At 70.7% G+C, this 19409-nt stretch carries 15 protein-coding genes and 1 pseudogene; 2 read left to right on the top strand and 14 right to left on the bottom strand.

Annotated elements, in window-relative coordinates; all coding sequences use genetic code 11:
* Window positions 1–99: 99 nt before the first annotated feature.
* The 12 genes and pseudogenes from ACIBJH_RS46600 to ACIBJH_RS46545 all read right to left on the bottom strand — a co-directional run bounded on the left by ACIBJH_RS46600 (window position 100) and on the right by ACIBJH_RS46545 (window position 14080).
* Window positions 100–1182, bottom strand: a complete 1083-nt coding sequence (locus tag ACIBJH_RS46600; protein WP_399123097.1) for a S1 family peptidase — start codon at window positions 1180–1182, stop codon at window positions 100–102.
* Window positions 1183–1412: 230 nt separating this feature from the next.
* Window positions 1413–2297, bottom strand: a complete 885-nt coding sequence (locus ACIBJH_RS46595; protein ID WP_399123121.1) for a slipin family protein — start codon at window positions 2295–2297, stop codon at window positions 1413–1415.
* A 163-nt stretch (window positions 2298–2460) separates the two neighbouring features.
* A complete protein-coding gene (locus tag ACIBJH_RS46590; RefSeq protein WP_399123096.1) occupies window positions 2461–3360 on the bottom strand; it encodes a S1 family peptidase in 900 nt (299 codons plus the stop codon).
* A gap of 252 nt (window positions 3361–3612) precedes the next feature.
* Window positions 3613–4401 carry a DUF1684 domain-containing protein gene (locus ACIBJH_RS46585; protein WP_399123120.1) on the bottom strand — a complete coding sequence of 263 codons (789 nt, stop codon included), beginning with the start codon at window positions 4399–4401 and terminating at the stop codon, window positions 3613–3615.
* A 5-nt stretch (window positions 4402–4406) separates the two neighbouring features.
* The gene (locus ACIBJH_RS46580) at window positions 4407–5720 is read right to left on the bottom strand and encodes an NtaA/DmoA family FMN-dependent monooxygenase (RefSeq protein WP_399123095.1); all 1314 of its coding nucleotides are present in this window, start codon (window positions 5718–5720) and stop codon (window positions 4407–4409) included.
* Window positions 5717–6791 (bottom strand): annotated as a pseudogene (locus ACIBJH_RS46575) (LLM class flavin-dependent oxidoreductase). Before ACIBJH_RS46575 ends, ACIBJH_RS46580 begins: the two are co-directional and overlap by 4 nt.
* An 87-nt stretch (window positions 6792–6878) precedes the next feature.
* Complete coding sequence (locus ACIBJH_RS46570; RefSeq protein ID WP_399123094.1) at window positions 6879–8702, bottom strand: FAD/NAD(P)-binding protein; 1824 nt, start codon at window positions 8700–8702, stop codon at window positions 6879–6881.
* Between the two features lie 394 nt (window positions 8703–9096).
* Complete coding sequence (locus ACIBJH_RS46565; RefSeq protein ID WP_200715774.1) at window positions 9097–9696, bottom strand: ATP/GTP-binding protein; 600 nt, start codon at window positions 9694–9696, stop codon at window positions 9097–9099.
* Window positions 9680–10036, bottom strand: coding sequence for a DUF742 domain-containing protein (locus ACIBJH_RS46560; protein ID WP_043681268.1), 357 nt, complete (start codon window positions 10034–10036; stop codon window positions 9680–9682). Before ACIBJH_RS46560 ends, ACIBJH_RS46565 begins: the two co-directional genes overlap by 17 nt.
* A complete protein-coding gene (locus tag ACIBJH_RS46555; protein WP_399123093.1) occupies window positions 10033–10461 on the bottom strand; it encodes a roadblock/LC7 domain-containing protein in 429 nt (142 codons plus the stop codon). The genes ACIBJH_RS46560 and ACIBJH_RS46555 overlap by 4 nt, the downstream gene beginning before the upstream one ends.
* The gene (locus ACIBJH_RS46550) at window positions 10458–12689 is read right to left on the bottom strand and encodes a nitrate- and nitrite sensing domain-containing protein (RefSeq protein ID WP_399123092.1); all 2232 of its coding nucleotides are present in this window, start codon (window positions 12687–12689) and stop codon (window positions 10458–10460) included. Before ACIBJH_RS46550 ends, ACIBJH_RS46555 begins: the two co-directional genes overlap by 4 nt.
* Before the next feature lie 212 nt (window positions 12690–12901).
* The gene (locus ACIBJH_RS46545) at window positions 12902–14080 is read right to left on the bottom strand and encodes a DUF5685 family protein (protein WP_399123119.1); all 1179 of its coding nucleotides are present in this window, start codon (window positions 14078–14080) and stop codon (window positions 12902–12904) included.
* Between the two features lie 325 nt (window positions 14081–14405).
* Here ACIBJH_RS46545 and ACIBJH_RS46540 point away from each other — a divergent pair, with 325 nt between their 5' ends.
* Window positions 14406–14846 carry a cell division protein SepF gene (locus tag ACIBJH_RS46540; protein WP_019074897.1) on the top strand — a complete coding sequence of 147 codons (441 nt, stop codon included), beginning with the start codon at window positions 14406–14408 and terminating at the stop codon, window positions 14844–14846.
* 54 nt (window positions 14847–14900) lie between these two features.
* On the opposite strand, the gene ACIBJH_RS46535 is transcribed toward ACIBJH_RS46540, so the two are convergent.
* Window positions 14901–16091 (bottom strand): acyl-CoA dehydrogenase family protein, encoded by a 1191-nt coding sequence (locus tag ACIBJH_RS46535; RefSeq protein WP_399123091.1) that lies wholly within the window; start codon window positions 16089–16091, stop codon window positions 14901–14903.
* Between the two features lie 267 nt (window positions 16092–16358).
* On the bottom strand, window positions 16359–17960 hold the full coding sequence (locus ACIBJH_RS46530; protein WP_399123090.1) for an MFS transporter: 1602 nt from the start codon (window positions 17958–17960) through the stop codon (window positions 16359–16361).
* Window positions 17961–18219: 259 nt separating this feature from the next.
* Here ACIBJH_RS46530 and ACIBJH_RS46525 point away from each other — a divergent pair, with 259 nt between their 5' ends.
* Window positions 18220–19386, top strand: a complete 1167-nt coding sequence (locus ACIBJH_RS46525; RefSeq protein ID WP_399123089.1) for a hypothetical protein — start codon at window positions 18220–18222, stop codon at window positions 19384–19386.
* The last annotated feature ends 23 nt before the right edge of the window (window positions 19387–19409 follow it).

The following is a 19409-nucleotide window of genomic DNA, read 5'->3' as shown; positions in this document are numbered from 1 at the left end:
GGTGCTGTCCGCGTGGGCGCTCGCCTCACACCCGTTGACGCCGTGAGCCCCCGCCCCCTCGCGCGCGGGGACGGGACTTCACAGCGTCGTACGGGCAGGTCAGCCGATCTGTGCGCCGAACGTCGACAGCGCCTCGGTGACCGGCTGGAAGAAGGTCTCGCCGCCCGAGGTGCAGTCGCCGCTGCCGCCCGAGGTGAGGCCGATCGCCGCGTCGCCGTCGAAGAGCGAGCCGCCGCTGTCGCCGGGCTCGGCGCAGACGTCGGTCTGGATCAGGCCGTTGACGATGTCGCCGTTGCCGTAGTTCACGGTGGCGTCCAGGCCGGTGACCGTGCCGGTGTGCACCTGGGTCGTGGAACCGCTGCGGGTCACCTTCTCGCCGACGGTGGCGTCGGCGGCGTGGGTGATGGCCTGCGAGGAGCCGTTGTAGAGGTCGACCGCGCTCGGGTGGGCGACGTCCGAGGTGTACTTGACCAGGCCGAAGTCGTTACCCGGGAAGCTTGACTGCTCGTTCGTGCCGATCTCGTTGCCGCTGGAGTCGGTCCAGGTGGAGATGGCCTCGGTGCAGTGCCCGGCGGTGATGAAGTAGGGCGCGCCGCCCTTGACCACGTTGAAGCCGAGCGAACAGCGGCCGCCTGAGCCGGTGATGGCGTCGCCGCCCGCGATGAAGGGCTTGAACTCCCCTGCGGTGCGCCGGAGTTCGGCCTTGCTGCCAAGTCCGTCGACAACCTTGGTGAGTCTGGCCCACTCCGCGCCGGAGACCGTGCGATCGGCGGTGACGACGACCTTGTTGGTGGTGGGGTCCGTCGCCCATGAGGTGCCGGGGATGGTGGCGTCCTGCTTCAAGGTCGTACGGGCGCCGGCCAGTTCGGCGAGGGAGTGCTCGACGATTCTCGCCTTGGCGCCGGCCGCCTCGACGGTGCCGGCGGCTGCCCGGTCGAGCACGTTGACCACGAGGCTCTTGGTCTTCGCGTCGTAGAACGTGCCGGCCGCGTCGGTGCCGAGGTCCTCGCCGAGCGTCGAGGCGAGTTTTCCGGCCGCCGGGGCCGAGAGGGTGCGGAGTACGGCCGGCTTCGCTGCCTCGCTGGCGTTCGCACTCTGCAAGGTGACTCCCGCGACGACCAGCGCGGCTGCGCCCGCGCCCGCCACGACCGCCCGTCGCCTGGTTATGCGTCGGTGCTTCAACTCGTGTCCTCCTGTGGGGGGTCGGTCCGGCAGGTCAGAGGGCCTGCTGGACCGAAAGGAAGGTTGACGGGCACCTACTCTTCCCAACCTCACAGGGGGCGCACAAGGTCGACTTCAGGTCGCGCGCGGGGCACGGCCGTACGCCCTCATCGCTTTGACTGTTCACTGTCACCCCAGGCCGTTCGCACTGCAAACACCGCGTGCGAGCGGCGGCCATCAGCCGGTGAGGACTAGTCCTGTCCGGAAATCGATCCCTCGGGTTCCGGATCCGAGTGGGGCTCGGCGGGCGGGAGTTGCTCCTGCACCGGTTGCGGTGCCACAGGGGCAACCGGTGCCACGGGTGCCGCGGGCGCGGCCGGGGCGGCTCGTTCCAGGAAGCGCAGCAGTTCCACCGGGAAGGGGAGGACGAGCGTCGAGTTCTTCTCGGCCGCTACCGCAACCACCGTTTGCAGGAGCCGGAGTTGGAGGGCTGCGGGCTGCTCCGACATCTGCTCGGCGGCCTCGGCGAGTTTCTTGGAGGCCTGCAACTCGGCGTCGGCGTTGATGATCCGGGCCCTGCGCTCACGGTCGGCCTCGGCCTGGCGGGCCATCGAGCGCTTCATCGTCTCGGGCAGGGAGACGTCCTTGATCTCGACGCGGTCGATCTGCACGCCCCAGCCGATGGAGGGGCTGTCGATCATCAACTCCAGTCCCTGGTTGAGCTTTTCGCGGTTGGAGAGGAGGTCGTCGAGGTCGCTCTTGCCGATGATCGAGCGCAGCGAGGTCTGCGCCATCTGCGAGACGGCGAACCGGTAGTCCTCGACCTGCACCAACGCGTCCGCCGCGTCGACGACCTTGAAGTAGACGACCGCGTCCACCCGGACCGTCACGTTGTCACGCGTGATGCCCTCCTGCGCGGGCACCGGCATCGTCACGATCTGCAGGTTGACCTTGCGGAGCTTGTCCACGAACGGGACGACCATCGTGAAGCCGGCCCCGCGCACTTCGGGCCTGAGCCTGCCGAGCCGGAACACCACGCCCCGCTCGTACTGTTTGACGACCCGCGCCGCCGCCATCGTGTACACCACTCCGACGGACGCGAGTGTCACTCCCGCCGTCACCAGCTCCTCGACCATCACGGCCCCCCAGGGTCCGACGTGGGCGCATCAGGTGCCTGCTCTCCGATACCACGAAGGTAACTCCGCGCTCCGCACAAGAGCGAGCCCCCGCACGCCAGTTGCGTACGGGGGCTCACCCGCTACCGGCTGCAGTCCGGAGCGGAGGTGCTGCGGGTGGACGTCAGCCGACGCTCACGCCGTAGTAGCTCAGTGCCTCGGTGACCGGCTGGAAGAAGGTCGTGCCGCCGGAGGTGCAGTCGCCGCTGCCGCCCGAGGTCAGACCGTAGGCCACGGTGCCGCCGTAGAGCGGACCGCCGCTGTCGCCGCCCTCGGCGCAGACGGTGGTCTGGATCATCTGGTACACGATGTCGCCACTGCCGTAGTTGACGGTGGCGTTCAGGGCGGTGACCCGGCCGCTGTGCGTGCCGGTGGTGGAGCCGCGCCGGTAGACGGTGGTGCCCACGGCCGGGGTGGCCGCGCTGGAGATGGTCTGCGTGCCGACCGCGCTCGGATGGGCGATCGCCGTGTTGGTGTACTTGACCAGCGCGAAGTCGTTGGTCGGGAAGCTGTAGCCGACGTTCGTGCCCAGCACCGTGGTGTGCCCGGAGTTGGAGTACCAGGTGGAGGCGACCTCACCGCAGTGCCCGGCGGTCAGGAAGTAGTACGTGCTCCCGCTGTGCACGTTGAAGCCGGCCGAGCAGCGGTAGGCGCCGCCGTAGATGGCGTCACCACCGGTGAGCAGCCGCTTGAACTGGCCGGCCGTGTGCTTGATGGTGAGCGCGCCCGCGGTGCTGCCCGCCTGCGACTTGATCTTCGCGATCTCGGCCTGGGAGACCGTGCTGTCGACGGTGACGACGACACGGTTCGTCTTGGCGTCGACCGCCCAGGCGGTGCCCGGGACATCGGCCTTGAGCACGGACGAGTTGGCCGCGGAGAGCTGGGGCGCGCTGAACGTCTGGGCTTCGCTCGCGTTCGCGGTGGGGACGGCGAACGCTGCAGCGGCGACGAATCCGGTGGCCACGGCGATCAGCCCGGTCCGTCTCGCGATTCCGCTGCGGGGGGTGGTGCGCTTGATCCTCACGTTTCGTTCCCTCCTAGGGGAATTCGGGGGCCCGCGTGGGGTCGGGGCCCGTGAGGCGCAGTCGGGGGCGGTCGTCCGGTTTTCGAACAAGCCGTGTCCCTGACAAGCGCTGTGGGGGAGTATTCGGCTGCGTGACTGACGGGCGCAAGGGCGCCTTTCGGCCGTACAGCCTTCAACTGGCCCACGATCTACGCGAGTTGATCACCCCGCCGCCGACAGCCACATCCCGGCCCACCAGGGCCGATGCCCCGTCTACCGAAGGGTGCGCTCCCCCGCCTCGATCGCGACGCCCAGCGTATTCCCCGGCGGCGGGAAAGGGCAGATGAAATGGTCGGCGAACGCGCACGGCGGGAGCACCGCCCGGTTGAGGTCGACCGTCGTGCGCCCCTCCGCATCGGGCGCGTCGGGATACAGGAACCGGAACCGGTAACTGCCGTGCCCGCTCGTGGAGTCGGCGAACACCGCCCACAACCTGCCGTCGTCCTGCACCGTCACCTGGAGCGTCACCTCCAACTCGTCGAGCCGGAAGGCGAGTTCACCCGAGAGCCCGAGCCCGCGCCGGACACCGTCGGCGGCGTCCACGCGCACGAGGCGCCGGGTGCCGTACGGCGTGAAGCGCCCCGGCACCGAGAAGCGCGGATCGTGGGGCGTGGCCTCGATGCCCCGGAACGCACGGCGCGCCACCGAGTCGGGGTCGTAGTCGCGCACACCCCAACCGCCCTCGCGGATCAGGACGACCAGCCTGCGCTCACCGAGGCCGACGCGGGCCGCGGCCACCGGGCCGGTGTCGGCGCCGAGACGGACCGTGCCGGTGAAGGGTTTCCCGTCGAGGGTCAGTCCGGTCCGCTCGTCCCCCGGTACGCCGAGGACGACCGCGTCGCCGTCGAGGAGCCACACCCCGGGGATGCCCGGAAGGCGCCCGTCCGGATGGTCCTCCAGCCAGTGCGTGCCGGTCAGGGCGAGCGGGCCGTAGGGCGCGGACACCGACTCGACGCGGTGCTCGTGCCACTGCTTCCACTCGACGACCGCGTCCGACGGCATCTCGGTCACCCCTTGTCTCCCGGCTCGGCGAGCCCGAGATGTGAGCGCAGGGTGGCGCCCCGGTATTCCGTGCGGAACGCGCCGCGTTCCTGGAGCAGCGGCACCACCCGGTCCACGAACTCGTCGAGCCCGCCCGGGGTGAGATGCGGTACCAGGATGAAACCGTCGGCGGCGTCCTGCCGTACGAAGGTCTCCAGTTCGGCGGCGACCGCCTCCGGGGTGCCGATGAAGGACTGCCGGCCGCTCGCCTCGATCACGGTCTGCCGGATGGACAGCCCCTTCTGCCGGGACAGGGCCCGCCACTTCTCGGCCGTCGCGACGCTGTCGCCGCGCCGGGTCCGCCCCTGCGTGAGCGAGGGGTCCGGCACCGGGTCGAAGTCGGGGAACGGGCCGTCGGGGTCGTAGGAGGAGAGATCCGTGCCCCAGACCTGTTCCACGGCGAGGATCGCGTTCTGCGGAGAGACCTGCTGCCGCCGGATCTCGGCGGCCCGCTCCTGCGCCTCGGCCGCCGTGTCGCCGAGGACGACGGTGACCCCGGGCATGATCTTGAGATCGTCGGCGCTATGGCCGTACTTGGCGAGGCGTGCCTTCACGTCGGCGTAGAAGTCGCGGCCGTCCTCCAGCGTGCCGTGCCTGGTGAAGATCACGTCGGCCGACCGGGCGGCGAACTCCCTCCCCTCCCCCGAGTCCCCGGCCTGGATGACGACGGGGTGCCCCTGGGGTGAGCGCGGCACGGTGAACTCGCCCGCGATGTCGAAGTGTTGGCCTTGGTGGGCGAAGGGGCGGGAGAGCCCGTCCGGGGTCCAGGAGTCCCACAACTCCCGTGCCACGGCGACGAATTCGGCCGCCCGCGTATAGCGGTCCGCGCGGTCCAGATATCCCCCGCGCCGGAAGTTCTCGCCGGTGAAGGCGTCCGAGGAGGTCACGACGTTCCAGGCGGCCCGGCCGCCGCTGAGGTGGTCCAACGTGGCGAGTCTGCGGGCGAGTTCGTAGGGCTCGTTGAAGGTCGCGTTGACCGTGGCGGCAAGACCGATCCGCTCGGTGACGGCGGCGAGCGCGTTCAGGACGGTGAGGGACTCCGGCCGGCCCACCACGTCCAAGTCGTGGATACGGCCCTTGTGTTCACGCAGCCGCAGCCCCTCGGCGAGGAAGAAGAAGTCGAAGAGTCCGCGCTCGGCGGTGCGGGCGAGGTGTTCGAAGGAGGAGAAGGCGATCTGGGACTTCGACCGCGGATCGGCCCACACGGTGGTGCTGTTGACGCCGGGGAAGTGCGCCGCCAGATGGATCTCTTTACGAGAGTTACGCGAACGTACGGTCATGACGCTCCCCCGGTCACGGCGTACTGGTTGGCGGGCCGGGCCAGGCCCAGGTGCTCCCGGAGCGTGCTGCCCGGGTAGAACGTGCGGAACAGGCCCCGGTGTTGGAGCAGCGCGACCGTGCCGTTGACCAGCCGTTCCAGGTCGCGGCGGGGTTCGACGGGCGTGAGGTGGAAGCCGTCGACGCTGCGGTCGCCGTGCCAGGCCGCGATCAGTTCGGCGAGGTCGACGGGGCCGCCCCGGTACAGCGGGCCGTGCGCGGTCTGCCGGGGGCCGCCCCCGCCGTGGCCCGGCTCGGCCGCGTGCTCGCCGTCGCCGAGGTCGACGACCAGGCTCACCAGGACCCGCAGGGTGTCGGGGTCGCGGCCGAACTTCTCGGCGGACGCGCGCAGTTCGGCCCGTACGGCGCCGGCCTGCGCGGAGCTCGCCGCGCGGACGAGGGCCACGTCGGCGTACCGGGCGGCCGTCCGACGGGCCTGGCCCTCGGTGGCGTCGACCACGCGGACCGGGTGGCTGCGGGGGCCTGGGCACGATCGAGGGGCCCCTGACGGAGAACGCGGAGCCCTGGAAGTCGACGTAATGCAGCTTGTCGCGGTCGACGAAGCGGCCGGTCGTGGCGTCCCGGATCTCGGCGTCGTCCTCCCAGCTGTCCCACAACTCGGCGGCCACCTCGGCGACTTCGCCCGCCTCCTGCCACAGCTCGTCGGCGGGCGCGGCATGGCGGCGGCCGAAGAGCCGGGCCTCGCCCTCGGTGGTCGACACGTCGATACGCCAGCCGGCCCGGCCCCGGCTGACCCAGTCGAGGGTCGCGACCGCCGCCTGGACGTGGAAGGGCTCGGTGTGGGTGGTGGTCACGGTGGGCACGAGGCCGATCCGGCCGGTCGCCGGGGCGACCCGGGACAGCACGGCGAGGGCGTCGGGGCCGGGGCGCGCGAAGGTGTCGTCGAGCGTCACGAAGTCGAGTCCGCCGCTCTCGGCGAGCCGCGCCAACTCGACGTAGGAGCCGGCGTCATAAGCCGACAGCTGGTCGACGGCGGCGGCCAGATGCAGGCCCCGGCCGTGCGAGGAGGTCATGGGAGGAAAGCCTTCCTGTCGTTCGGGAGCACCTCGGAGAGGGCCAAGTCCTCGATGAAGCCCGGGACTTCACCGACAAGGTCGGGGTTACGCGGCGGCCCGACACGCGAGGTCCCGAAGAAAGGCCAGTACGGCCCGTGCGGTGGCGTCGTTCTGCCGGAAGGCGGGGCCGCCGGTGCGCGGGCGGGTGAAGGCGCCGGGGGTACGGACGTCGGTGTAGGGGCCGAGCGCGAAGCGCCGGGGGTGCGGGCGGCCGGCCGCGTCGAGGATCCGGCCGTCGGTGCGGTCCACCCGCAGCAGTCCCTCCGGGGTCTCCACGGCTCCGTCGGCGTGCAGTTGGCGCAGCAGCGGGTCGAGGGCGCGTCCGACGGTGGGCTCGGGCAGCCGCGCCTCGACGAGCGCCCGTGCCTCGACGGTGACGCCGGGCACGGTCGGGCTGGACGCCCGGAACACGCCGTCCTCGGCGGTCACGGCCATGTCCGCGCCGACGAACCGCACGACGCCGGCCCGGGACAGCGCGAGCAGTTGGCGCAGCCGGGGTCCGGGCGGCCCGGAGGCGAGATAGCTGAAGAAGCCGTGCCACCAGGGTCCGATGTCACCGAGCCGGATCAACTGGACGTAGACGGAGAGCAGTCCGAGGAAGACGGACAGGTCCGGGCTGTGGGAGGGATCGTGACGGCGCGTCAGATCTGCCTCGACATACGCCCGCAGGCCCTCCTGGAACGCCTCCGGCGACGGATACCGCACCCCGTCCAGCGGGCGGTCGAGCGCCGCGAGGTCGAGCCGGTCGGCGGGGTCGGGCACGGCGGACGCCACGAGCGCCTCGCGCTCCGCCGCCTCCCCGGCCGCGTACTTCTCCTCGAAGTCGGTCCAGGCGATCGCCGTCCGCTCGGGGTGCACACCGAACAGCCGGTGGTAGTGCGCGAACCCCAACTCCTTCTCGACCAGCGGCCATACGTCCCGCCGGAAATCAAAACCGTCCGGCCGCGCGAGGATCGCGTCGACCTCGGCGGGCCCGAAGAACCGTGGCAGCGGCGGCCGTTCACCGGTCCACTCGTAACCGATCTTCGAGTGGTACGGCACCCCGCGCCGCGAGCCGACGTACAGCACCGGCTCCTGCCCCGAGGGGATGTAGGTGTCGCCGTCGTGGCGCCCGCCCCGGCCCTCGGTGAGCAGCACCATCAGGTCGACGAAGGCGAGCCCGAAGCCGCGGACGATGACGCTCTCGCCGGGCGCGAGGGAGGTGAGGTCGCTGTCGGCGGTGAAGTCGGGCGGCAGGTGGACCAGGTCGTGGGCGCGGGCGTAGGCCGCCAACTCGCGCTGCTCCTCGTCGAGTTCGGCGTCGAGGTGGCCGACCGCGAGGACGACGAGGTCGGCGAGGAGCGGGCGCGGACGGCCTTCGAGCCACACCTGCTGGCGTCCCTCGCGCGGGCCGCTCACCCGCAGGGCGCGTTGCGGGTGGTGGTGGACGGTGACACCCGGCGGCAGCGCGGCCACGGCCTCCTCGTGCACCCAGCGCAGATAGGCGCCCTGGAGCTGCCGGTCGGCGAAGGTGGAGCCCTCGATCTCCGCCCATTCGTGCAGCGTGGGGCCGGGGCGTACCGGCCCTTCCATGACCACCGTCTCGTCGGTGAACATGGTGACGTCCTCGGCATGCGAGTTCATCCACAGCAGCGGCGACTGGGCCGCGCGCCAGATGCGTCCGGCGCCCGGTGCGTGCGGGTCGACGAGGTGGATGTCGAAACCCTCGATGCCCTCGGCACCCTCTGCGCCCGAACCGGCGTACAGCTCCGGCGCGTTGGCGGCGATGCGCTCGATGAGACCGGTCCCCCGCGGCCCGGCCCCGACGATCACGAGTGAGGGCCTGGTACCCGGGGCGGCGGATATGGGGGTGGGAATGTCGGAAGGCATGCGAAGACTCCGTGACGTGAGCAACACGGGCGAATGCCTTCACACAGGGCGCCTCGCGGCACCGTACGGCCGAGCCCCTCAGCAGGGCCGTCCTCCGACTGTACGGCGCCGTTTCCCCTCACTGTCAAGGAAGTCCACACTGTGAGCAGTACGTCTCATCTCGGTTGACGCCCCACCGGATGCCTGTTCCACTTGTCCCATGCATCGGCAGCAGTGGCTGGTCAAGCGCTCCCACATCGACCTCGGTCGCGTGTGGTCCTCTTCCTGTTGAGCTGACCCACTGCGCGTCCCGGTCGCCGAAATCTCCCTCTGACCGTGCGCCTCACGTGTTCTCCCGCTCCGCCTTCACACGCACCCCTCCCCTCGGGTTCCGTCCGCATTTCCTCCATCACGCCTACCGCGTCAGCGCGGCCGTACGCCGTCGCGGTGTCGCCCGGACCCCGATCACCCGGTCCATCAGCGCACCGAGCACATCGCGTACGGAGTCCCGGTTCCGCGCGTCGCACTCCAGCACGGGCACGTCCGCGCTCAGCCCGAGCGCCTCGCGGACCTCCTCCACGTCGAACCGGTCGGCGCCGTCGAAGCGGTTCACGGCGAGGACGAACGGCGCGCCCTGCGACTCGAAGTAGTCGACCGCCGGGAAGCAGTCCTCGATCCGCCGGGTGTCCATGAGGACCACCGTGCCGAGCGCGCCCTCCACCAGGTCGTCCCAGAGGAACGAGAACCGGTCCTGTCCGGGTGTCCCGAACAGATACAGCGTCATCGTCGGATCGAGCGTGATCCGCCCGAAGTCGAGGGCGACGGTCGTGGTGGTCTTCGCCTCGACCCCCACCAACGAGTCGACGCCCACGGAGACTTGGGTCATCGCCGCCTCGGTGTCGAGGGGTTCGATCTCCGAAATGGCCCCGATGAACGTGGTCTTGCCGACCCCGAGGCCGCCGCTGACCACGATCTTCACGGCCAGCGGCACGATCTTGTCAGAGCGCCCGGACATGGTCCCTGATCCTTTCGAGCATCGGGAGCGGCAGCTCCGCGGGTTGCCGGCAGGCGAGTTGCCCGGCGACGACGAGGTCGGAGATCAGCACCTTCGCCACTCCAAGGGGCACCCCGACCCGGTGCGCGACCTCGGCGACGGTCGTCGGCCGTTCGCACACCGCGACGATGTGGCGCCGCTCGAAAGCGAGCGACGGATCCGGCACGCCGACGGCGACGACCAGCGTCTCCAGGCGCAGATCGGCCTGGAGGGGCTCGGACCGGCCGCCGGTGATGATGAACGGCCGGACGAACGTCGCGTCCTCTTCAGGTTCTACGTCCCTGGACTGTTCACCGTTCACCGTGGCAACGCCTGCCGCAGATCGGCGATGAGCGTCGGGGTGAGCAGATCACCCGCCCGCTCCGCGAGCACCGCCATCTCGTAGCCGACGAGGCCCAGTTCACCGCTGCTGTCGGCGAGGACACCGAGACAGCTGCCGTCCCGGATCGCCGAGACGAGCAGGAAGCCCCGGCCCATCTCGATCATGATCAGCTTGACCCCGTCGAAGCTGTACCGCTTGGACGCGCTGCGGGCCAGACTGCTCAACCCCGAGACGATCGCGGCGAGATGGTCGGCCTCGGTCCGCCCGAGCCCGTCCGACACGGCGATCAGCAGCCCGTCGGAGGAGACGGCGACCGCGTCCCGTACCCCGTCGGTGCTCTTGACGAAGTTGGCGAGCAGCCAGTTGAAGGTCTGCGAGTCGTACTGGATGTCGACGGCGGTCACTTGGCGGCACCCTCGTTCGTCTCGGCGTTCTGCTGCTTCTCCTTCTCGACGCTGATCCCGCCCCGCATATGGGCGCTGCGCAGGGTGGAGAGCATCCCGGAGACCTGTTCGGGGGTCCGCTCCGGGTTGGGCGGTGCTGCGGGGGTGGTCCGGTCGGTGCGGTCGGTCTCGCTCACCGCTGCCGCGATACCGCTCCGCTGCGGCCGCTTGACCAGGCCGTTGCGGGTGCGCGCGGCGGACGAACCGCCCTTGGCGGCGACCGGGGCTGCCGCCGGTTCGGTCTTCGGTTCCATGTCCGTCTCCGCCTTCCTCGGCGCCGGGACCGAGGGCTTCGCCTCGGCCGCCTTCTCCGTCAGCAGCGCCGCGGGGATCAGCACCCGCGCGACCACACCGGCCGCCGGCGCCTCGCCGAGCCGTACCTCGATACCGCACTTGCGGGCCAGCGCGCCGACCACGAAGTGGCCCAGGAACCGGGTGGGTTCGGCCATGAAGCTGGCGGTGCCGGAGAGCCGTACGTTGGCCTCGGCGATGGCCTGGTTGTCCATGCCGAGCCCGTGGTCGACGATCGCGATCAGATAACCGGCGCTGGTGCGCCGTCCCTCGATCTCCACGTCGGAGTCCGGCGGCGAGAAGCTCAGCGCGTTCTCCACCAACTCGGCCAGCAGGTGGGCGATTTCGACGACGACGGAGCCGGTGACGAACGCGGGCTCGATCCGGCGCAGGGTGACCCGGCGGTACTCCTCGACCTCCGAAAGCGCCGCGCGCAGCACGTCGTTGACGGCCAGCGGGGTGGACCAGGGGCGGGGGCTGGACTCTCCGGCGAGCACGAGGAGGCTTTCGGCGTTGCGGCGCATACGGGTGGCCAGGTGGTCGAGTTCGAAGAGGTTGGCGAGGGTCGCCGGGTCAGCGTCCTCGTGCTCCAGCTTGTTGATGAAGCTGATCTGACGGCGCACCAGGTTCTGGTTGCGACGGCCCAGGCTCACCAGCGAGTCGGTGGCGTTGCGCCGCAACACGGCCTGCTCGGTGGCGAGATCGAACGCGGACCGCTGCACCCGGTCGAACGCCTCGGCCACCTCCCGGACTTCGGCCCCGGCCCTGCCGTTGACGGCCAGCGGAGCGGGCGGCTGCGGTGCCGCCCCGGACGAGCCGTCCTGTACGGCGGCCACGGCCTGCGGCAGCCGGGTCCCGGCCACCTCCCTTGCCTGCTGGGCGAGTTCGACCAGCGGCGAGGAGACGGACCGGACGCAGTCGAGAGCCAGCGCACCGAGCGCGGCGACCGTGCCGAGCGCGAGCAGCAGGAACAGCAGCAGGTCACGCTGGGCCGAACCCTCCAGCTGCGCGGCCCGGTTCTCGACATCGGCGCCGAGGGAGATCTGTACGCCGCGCATCCCGTTGATGGTGGAGGTCATCGCATCCCACCAGGCCATGGGCGGAACGACGCTCGACTTCAGCTTCCCGGTGCCGTGCACCGCCTTGCTCTCGTACGCCAGGGCGCGCTCGGCGTCGGGCGTGGTCAGGGCGGTGTTCAGGCGCCGCTCCTGCACGGCGGTGGCCGAGCGCGGGAAGGCGGCGAGGGCGGCGAGGCGTCCGGCGCGGATCTCCATGAACCGGCCGTAGTCGTCGCCGCGGAACTTCCCGGCACGTACCGAGCCGAGCACGATGGCCCGCTCCTCGCCGGTGAACTCCTTTGCGTTGCCCAGGACTTGGAGCGCCTGGTAGGCGTCGCGCAGGGTGCCGTCGTGGACGTCTCCGAGGCCGAGGTCGAGCCGGTCGAGGACGGTGATGGTGGTGGTGAAGTAGTCGAAGGTGTCCTTCACCACGCCGGTCCCGTCGTCGGCGTCCTTGCGGATCCCGGCCAGGCCGTCGAGCCGGCCGAGGGACTCGCGCACGGAACCGGCGGCCGAGTCCTCACGCCCCTTCAGGGCCACGTCCAGCTGCTCGCGCGCGGCGTCGGTCGCCTTGCGCTGCGCGGGCAGCTTGGCGTTGAACTGCCGGACGCCGCCGACGTATCCGGTGGTGAGCCCGCGCTCCTTCTGCAGCTCGTGCACGAGTCCCTGGAGGGTGATCTCCAGGCGGGCGTTGTCGGCGGTCGCGGAGGCGTTGCGGTAGGCGGAGATCTGCTCGGTGGCCGCGATGCCGAGCAGAGCGAGCAGGACCGCGAGGGCGAGGACCAGAATCCTCAGCAGCCTGGCGCGGATGCTGGTGGTCGCTTTTGTTGTGACGTCCACTGAAGTGCCTTAAGTGGGTGGCGAGTTGATCAAGAGTCGAACCTGAGGCAGAAATGGTTCTGCTCCCGCCCAACGACCCTCACGGCACGCCGGTCACCGGATCATGTTTTTGTTTTACCGCGCCGAAACACGGGCCTCCCGGCCTCGCAGGTCGGCAATGCCACCGCGAGACGGTCGTATACAACGGTGGTGACTACCCGTCACCGTCACGCTCAGCAGTCACAGCACGAGAGACATTCACAGCACTCGCAGCATTCACAGGCGTCGCAGCACGAGCAGTCGCAGCTCGAACAGCAGCCCTCGCGCCGCCGCCGCGACCACGGCCCCTCGAACTCGTCGGCGCAGCACACCTTGCAGGTGCAGCACAGCCCGAGTGCGGCGGCACACCCGGCCCAGAAGCCACGCTTGTCGGGCCGCGGGGGCTCACCGCCGAAGGGGTTGCCGCCGTAGGGATTGCCGTCGTGGCGCGGTTCGCCCGGCAGGTGGGGAGTCTGCGGCGGTCCGAAGGCGGCCTCGGGTGCGTGCCCGCACGACTGCGTCCCGAAGGCCCGGTCCACCGAGCGCCCCAGCTCGTGCGCGAGCAGCAGATGCGCCAACTTGCCGTCCGTGAAGGACGTCTCCCGCAGCGCGAGCCGTATCCCGTGCAGCGCGTCGTCGGCCAGGCGGCGGGCCTCGGTGAGCGGGGTGCCGGTCGCGGTGAGCGGGTTCCAGGCGCCCGACGCCGCGTCGGACTCCCGGTCCTCCACGGCGTCCAGGAGATGCGCGAGCCGCCCGAAGAGGCGCCCGGCCTCGGCGAGCGGTACGGCATTGCCGGGCCGTCCGGCCAGGAGCGCGGTGTGGGCAAAGGCGGCCGCGGTGGCGGTCTCGGTCGGTTCGGTGACGGTCAGGATCGGTGTGCCCGGCCCGGCGAGCGCCTCGATGCCGAACTGCCGCTCCACGGCCTCGACCAGGACACCGGCGTCGAACCCGACGCCCGCGCCGGTCCGCGCCCCGGCCCGCCCCCAGCTCCCGGCGACCCGGCGCGCGGCCAGCGCCACGGGCCTGCGGGCCAGCAGCCCGTCCCCGTCGGCTACATGGTCACGCACCTTGGCGGAGGCGAGCACCAGCGAGACGGCTGCCGCGAGGCGTGCCCCCTCGCCCTGCGCGACGGACGCGGTCCGCATCCCGCGCAACGGGCACGGTCCGGCCGTACGCCGCCATCCACCGCCCGCCCGCTCGACCTGAGCCTCCGTCAGGACCGAGAGCAGCAGCCCGTCGTAGTTGGTGACCACCCGCGCGAGCTGCCCGTGGTCTCCGCGCAGCGCGAGGCACAACCCGCACAAGTGCGCCATCCACTGGGCCTTGAGGCTCTCTCCGAGCCGATGACTGCAGGGCCTGACCATTCCGAACACGACGATCCCCCGTGGCGTGTACGACATCTGACGTGGCGTTCACTACGACACCCGGAGGGTCGCCGAGCGGCCGCAGCGTATCGACCATCTGTTCACCCGTACGCACCAGCCATCACCCGGACGCCGGGAAGAATCATATTTCACTCTCAGTCAGCAGCCGCATGCGGCAACACCCTTGATACACGGGGGCCCTCGACGTATTGGCTGTGCACCAGTAGCGTCACAAACCCCCCGCGCGGCGTCTATCCACTTGGCGCGCGATCCGCATCATGGATGACCATAGGGATGCGGATAGCAATAAAGACCGCTGTGAGAGGAGGCGTCCATGGGATCGGTACGCAAGGCGAGTGCCTGGCTTGGGCTCGTTGACGACAACGATGACGAGCGCTACTACGACGACGACTACTCCGAAGGGACCGAGCAGCCCGGGGATGCCTGGGTGACGGACCCGCGAGTGAAGGTGGCCTCGGACGTGGCCGAGGTGAAGGGCCGGCGCATCGGCACGGTCACCCCGGACAGCTTCCGGGACGCCCGCGCCATCGGTGAGCTGTTCCGGGAAGGTGTCCCGGTGATCGTGAACCTCACGGCGATGGAGGCGACCGACGCCAAGCGCGTGGTCGACTTCGCGGCCGGCCTGACCTTCGGCCTGCGCGGCACCATCGAGCGGGTCGCCAACCGTGTCTTCCTGCTGACCCCCGCCAACACCGAGATCGTCAGCGGCGACCCGGTCGCGCGCCGCGAGGACGGTTTCTTCAACCAGAGCTGAGGCAGGGCCGCTTACCGGCCCTGCCTCCCGCAGGGTTGTTCCCGAGCCGCCGGTCTACCGGAAGGCGTCGAGTCCGGTGAGCGCCTTGCCCAGCACGAGCTGGTGCATCTCGACGGTGCCCTCGTACGTGAGCACCGACTCCAGGTTCGTCGCGTGCCGCATCACCGGGTACTCCAGCGAGATCCCGTTGGCACCGAGGATCGTCCGTGCCGTACGGCAGATCTCGATGGCCTCCCGTACGTTGTTCAGCTTGCCGAAGCTCACCTGCTCGGGACGCAGGCGCCCGGCGTCCATGCGCCGCCCCAGGTGATGGGCGAGCAGAATCCCCTTGTGCAGTTCGACCGCCATGTCGGCGAGCTTGGCCTGGGTGAGCTGGAAGCCCCCGATCGGCCGCCCGAACTGCTCCCGCGTCTTCGCGTATTCGACGGCGGACTCGAAGGAAGCGCGCGCCGCGCCCATCGCACCCCACACGATTCCGTAACGGGCGTGCGACAGACAGCTCAGCGGCCCCTTCAGCCCCACGACCTCGGGCAGCACCGCGTCGGCGGGCAACCGCACGTCGTCGAGGACGAGTTCACTGGTGACGGACGCACGCAGTGACCACTTGTGCTTGATCTCGGGCGCCGAGAATCCGGCGCTGTCGGTGGGCACGACGAACCCGCGGATCCCGTCGTCGGTCTGCGCCCACACGACGGCGACCCCGGCCACGGACCCGTTGGTGATCCACATCTTCCGCCCGTTGAGCACCCAGTCGGTGCCGTCGCGCTTGGCGTACGTGCGCATGGCGCCGGGGTCGGACCCGTGGTCGGGTTCGGTGAGCCCGAAGCAGCCGATGACGTCACCGGAGGCCATGTTCGGCAGCCAGGTCTGCTTCTGCTCCTCGCTCCCGAAGCGGTGGATCGCGTACATGGCGAGCGATCCCTGCACCGACACGAGCGACCGGATCCCCGAGTCGGCGGCCTCCAACTCCAGGCAGGCGAGCCCGTATTGAACGGCGGAGGCACCGGCACACCCGTACCCGTCGAGCGACATCCCGAGCGCCCCGATACCGCCCAACTCCCGCGCGAGCTCCCGGATCCCGGGCAACTCGCCCTTCTCGTACCACTCGGCGACGTACGGCAGCACGCGGTCGGCGGCCCACGCGCGAACGGTGTCGCGGATCGCGAGGTCCTCGGGGTCGAGCAGATCGTCGAGGCCGAGGGGGTCGGCGGGGTCGAAGGGGGGCAACTTCGAGGACGAGGTCATGACACAGCCTCCGGCACCTAAAAACTATCACCGCTAGTTACGACAACGGGGTCGACGTTACGACGACGAGTCAGGCACGTCCAGCACCCCCCAGACCTTCTCCCACCCGCCCACCCGTTTACGGGCGTCCGAGGGGTGAACGCCTGCCGCGGGGGCCGAGCGCCGTTGGCCTCCCCGACCCGCAGCCGCCAACGGCGTGGTACCCCCACGGGAAACGTCCACCCTTCAAGTGCCCGTCACGGGCGGTGCGTGGGTGGGAGAGGTTGTTCAGGCGGAGACGCGGGACTCTGCAACTTCCCTGGGGGCAGGCACCGTAGCCAGTGGCAGCTCGCAGTGCATGACTCGCGGCAACCGCAACGCCATCACCGCGCCCAGCAACAGCAGGCCCGCGCTGACAAGGAGCGTGACGTGCAGCCCGTGCACGAAGGCGTGCCGTGCCGCGTCGCGCAGGGCGGCACCACGGACCCCACCGAGACGCGACGCGACGTCGTACGCCTCGCCCAGTGAATGGCCCGCCGAGGCCGACGCGGAGGTCGGCACGCCGGGCACGGACCGCAGACCTGGCGCGTACGCCGCGTTCATCACGCTGCCGAGGAGCGCGATGCCGATCCCGGCGCCGAGTTGGTAGGAGGTCTCGCCGATCGCCGCCGCGCCGCCCGCCTGGGCCGGCGGAGCCTCGCTCAGCATCGACTCGTACGCCCCGAAGAGCGTCATCTCCAGGCCGAACCCGAGCAGCAGGAACCCGAAGAGCAGCAGCCCGGTGTTGTCCCGGCCGCCCATCGCGGTGAGCGTCAGCACCGAGAACGCGGTCAGGCAGAAGCCGAAGCACACCATCCGGCGCGGGCCGAAACGCCGGAGCATCCGCGCCCCGAACAACCCCGCCGCCATCGCCGCGAACGTCAGCGGCAGGAGTCGTAGACCCGTCTGGAGGGGCGACAGCCCCAGCACCAGTTGCAGGTACTGGGCCGCGATCAGTTCCAGGCCCACCAGGGCCAGCATCGCCAGCACGATGCAGCCGACGGAGGTGCTGAAGGCCGGCCTGCGGAACATGCTCAGGTCCACCAGCGGATGCGTACGGCGCCGTTGCCGTCGTACGAAAAGGACCATCAGCACAGCGCCCACGAGCAGCGGGGCCACGGTCCACGCGCTGTCCACGGGCTCTCCGCCGCCGAGCCGTTTCACGCCCAGGACGACTCCGAAGAGGCCGCCGGCGGCCATCAGGGCGCCGACGACGTCCCACGGGCCGTTGCGGTCGCCGCGGGACTCGGGGAGCAGGAGGCGGCCGATCGGCAGGCTGATCAGCATCAAGGGGATGTTGACCAGGAAGACCGAGCCCCACCAGAAGTGCTCCAGCAGGAACCCGCCGAGCAGGGGCCCGACCGCCGCACCGACCGCCGCCACCGCGCTCCACACGCCGATCGCGACCGCGCGCTCGCGCCGGTCGGGGAAGACCTGGCGGAGGATCGACAGCGTGGCGGGCATGATCATCGCGCCGCCGACGCCGAGCAGCGCCCGCGCGAGGATCAGGACCTGGGCGTCATGGGCGCAGGCGGCCAGGCCGGAGGCGATGCCGAAGAGGCCGTAGCCGAGGAGCAGGATGCGTCTGCGGCCGACGCGGTCGCCGAGCGTGCCGAAGAGGATGAGCAGCGAGGCGCAGACCAGCGGATAGACGTCGACGATCCAGAGCAGCTCTATCGCGCCGGGTTTGAGGTCCTCGGTGACGGCGGGCACCGCGACATGGAGCACGGTGGCGTCGAGCGCGACGAGGAGCAGGCTCACGCAGAGGACGACGAGGACGACCCAGCGGTTGGCACCGGCCCCGGCCGCCCGACGGCGCAGCGCTGCGGCGGCCGTGGTCGTCCCGGACATGTACTACCTCCCAGATGTTCCCTCGCGTTCGGCGGGTTCACGGGGTGGGGACTCCCCGTGACTGCGGCCGGAGAGGAGCGGTGTCTCCGGCCCGCGCAACGAAGGCGAGTGAGCCGTCAGAGTACGCGAGTTCACGCCAATGCCACGTGGCGGACCTCTCACACTCCCCGGACAACACGTGTGGCGTACACCACTCCCCCTCCTGTGGACCACGCCCCGGCGGGTCGGTCGGTTCCGCACCCCGTCGATAATCGAGCCCGTGACCGATCTTGAAGCACCCCTGCGCCGGGCGGCCCCGGCCCTCCTCGGGTACGCCGCCGTCCGCGCCCTGGGCCTGGTGGTGCTCGCGGTGTGGAGCGCGGCGCGCGGCAAGAGCGCCCACACCTTGCTGACCGCGCGGTGGGACGCCCTCTGGTACACCCGGGTCGCCGACCTCGGTTACGGCTACGAGGTGCGGCTCCCGAACGGCGATGTCCACTCGAACCTCGCCTTCTTCCCGCTGCTGCCCTGGCTGGAAAGGTTCATGCACGCGGTCTCCCCGCTGTCGTACGCCGACGGCGGTCTCGTGGTGAGCCTGCTCGCGTCGCTCGCGGCGGCCTGGGGGATCTTCGCGGTCGCCGAGCATGTGTACGGCCGTAGGGCCGCCGTGTGTGCCGTGCTGCTGTGGGCCGTGCTGCCGGTGGGGATCGTGCAGTCGATGGCGTACAGCGAGTCGCTGTTCACGGCGCTCGCGGCCTGGTCGCTGTACGCCGCGTTGACCGGTCGCTGGCTCACGGCGGGCACTCTGGCGCTGCTGGCGGGGCTGACCCGGCCCGTGGGGCTCGCCGTGGTGGCCGCGGTGTGGGTCGCCGGCATCACGTCTTTCGTGATCCCTTCGGTGACTTCTTTCGTGCGGGACCGCAGCACGGCGCTCGCGCCCGGCGCGCGGAACTGGCGGTGCGCCCTCGGTCTGGCGCTCGCGCCCCTGGGCGCCGCCGGGTACGTCCTGTGGGTCGGCCATCGCACCGGCAAGGGTCCGCTGGGCTATCTCGACGTGCAGGCGGGCTGGCGCAACGGTTTCGACGGCGGCGCCGCCTTCGCCCGTTTCGTCGGCGAGAAGTTCACCTCGTTCCCGTCCGCCCTGGCCGGGGTCGGGCTGATCGTCGGGGTCGGGCTGGTCGTCTGGCTGTACGTGGTCGGGGTCCGGCAGGGGCAGCCGTTGCCCCTCCTGGTGTACACGGGGGTCGTCACCGCGCTCGCGCTGTGCGCGTCGAGCTACTTCGGCTCGAAACCGCGCCTGCTGATGCCCGCATTCCCCTTGTTGTTCCCCCTCGCGCTCGCCCTGGCGCGACTGCGTACCTCCAGGTCAACGTGGGTGGTGGGCGGTGTCGCGGTGGCGTCGGCCGTGTACGGGGCGTTCTGGCTGAACGGCTCCGGCCCGCCATGATCCACGCCGGGGACCGGTGAGCG

Source organism: Streptomyces sp. NPDC050548, from assembly GCF_044457385.1.
In the GTDB taxonomy this organism is placed as follows: domain Bacteria; phylum Actinomycetota; class Actinomycetes; order Streptomycetales; family Streptomycetaceae; genus Streptomyces.
The sequence above is the reverse complement of the archived record's forward strand: the minus strand, read 5'-3'. Positions and strand labels throughout refer to the sequence as shown.

Coding starts and splice junctions, on each gene's coding strand:
- ACIBJH_RS46595 (WP_399123121.1), bottom strand. CDS start 2,297: ATGGTCGAGGAGCTGGTGACGGCGGGAGTGACACTCGCGTCCGTCGGA.
- ACIBJH_RS46585 (WP_399123120.1), bottom strand. CDS start 4,401: ATGCCGTCGGACGCGGTCGTCGAGTGGAAGCAGTGGCACGAGCACCGC.
- ACIBJH_RS46580 (WP_399123095.1), bottom strand. CDS start 5,720: ATGACCGTACGTTCGCGTAACTCTCGTAAAGAGATCCATCTGGCGGCG.
- ACIBJH_RS46570 (WP_399123094.1), bottom strand. CDS start 8,702: ATGCCTTCCGACATTCCCACCCCCATATCCGCCGCCCCGGGTACCAGG.
- ACIBJH_RS46565 (WP_200715774.1), bottom strand. CDS start 9,696: ATGTCCGGGCGCTCTGACAAGATCGTGCCGCTGGCCGTGAAGATCGTG.
- ACIBJH_RS46540 (WP_019074897.1), top strand. CDS start 14,406: ATGGGATCGGTACGCAAGGCGAGTGCCTGGCTTGGGCTCGTTGACGAC.
- ACIBJH_RS46535 (WP_399123091.1), bottom strand. CDS start 16,091: ATGACCTCGTCCTCGAAGTTGCCCCCCTTCGACCCCGCCGACCCCCTC.
- ACIBJH_RS46530 (WP_399123090.1), bottom strand. CDS start 17,960: ATGTCCGGGACGACCACGGCCGCCGCAGCGCTGCGCCGTCGGGCGGCC.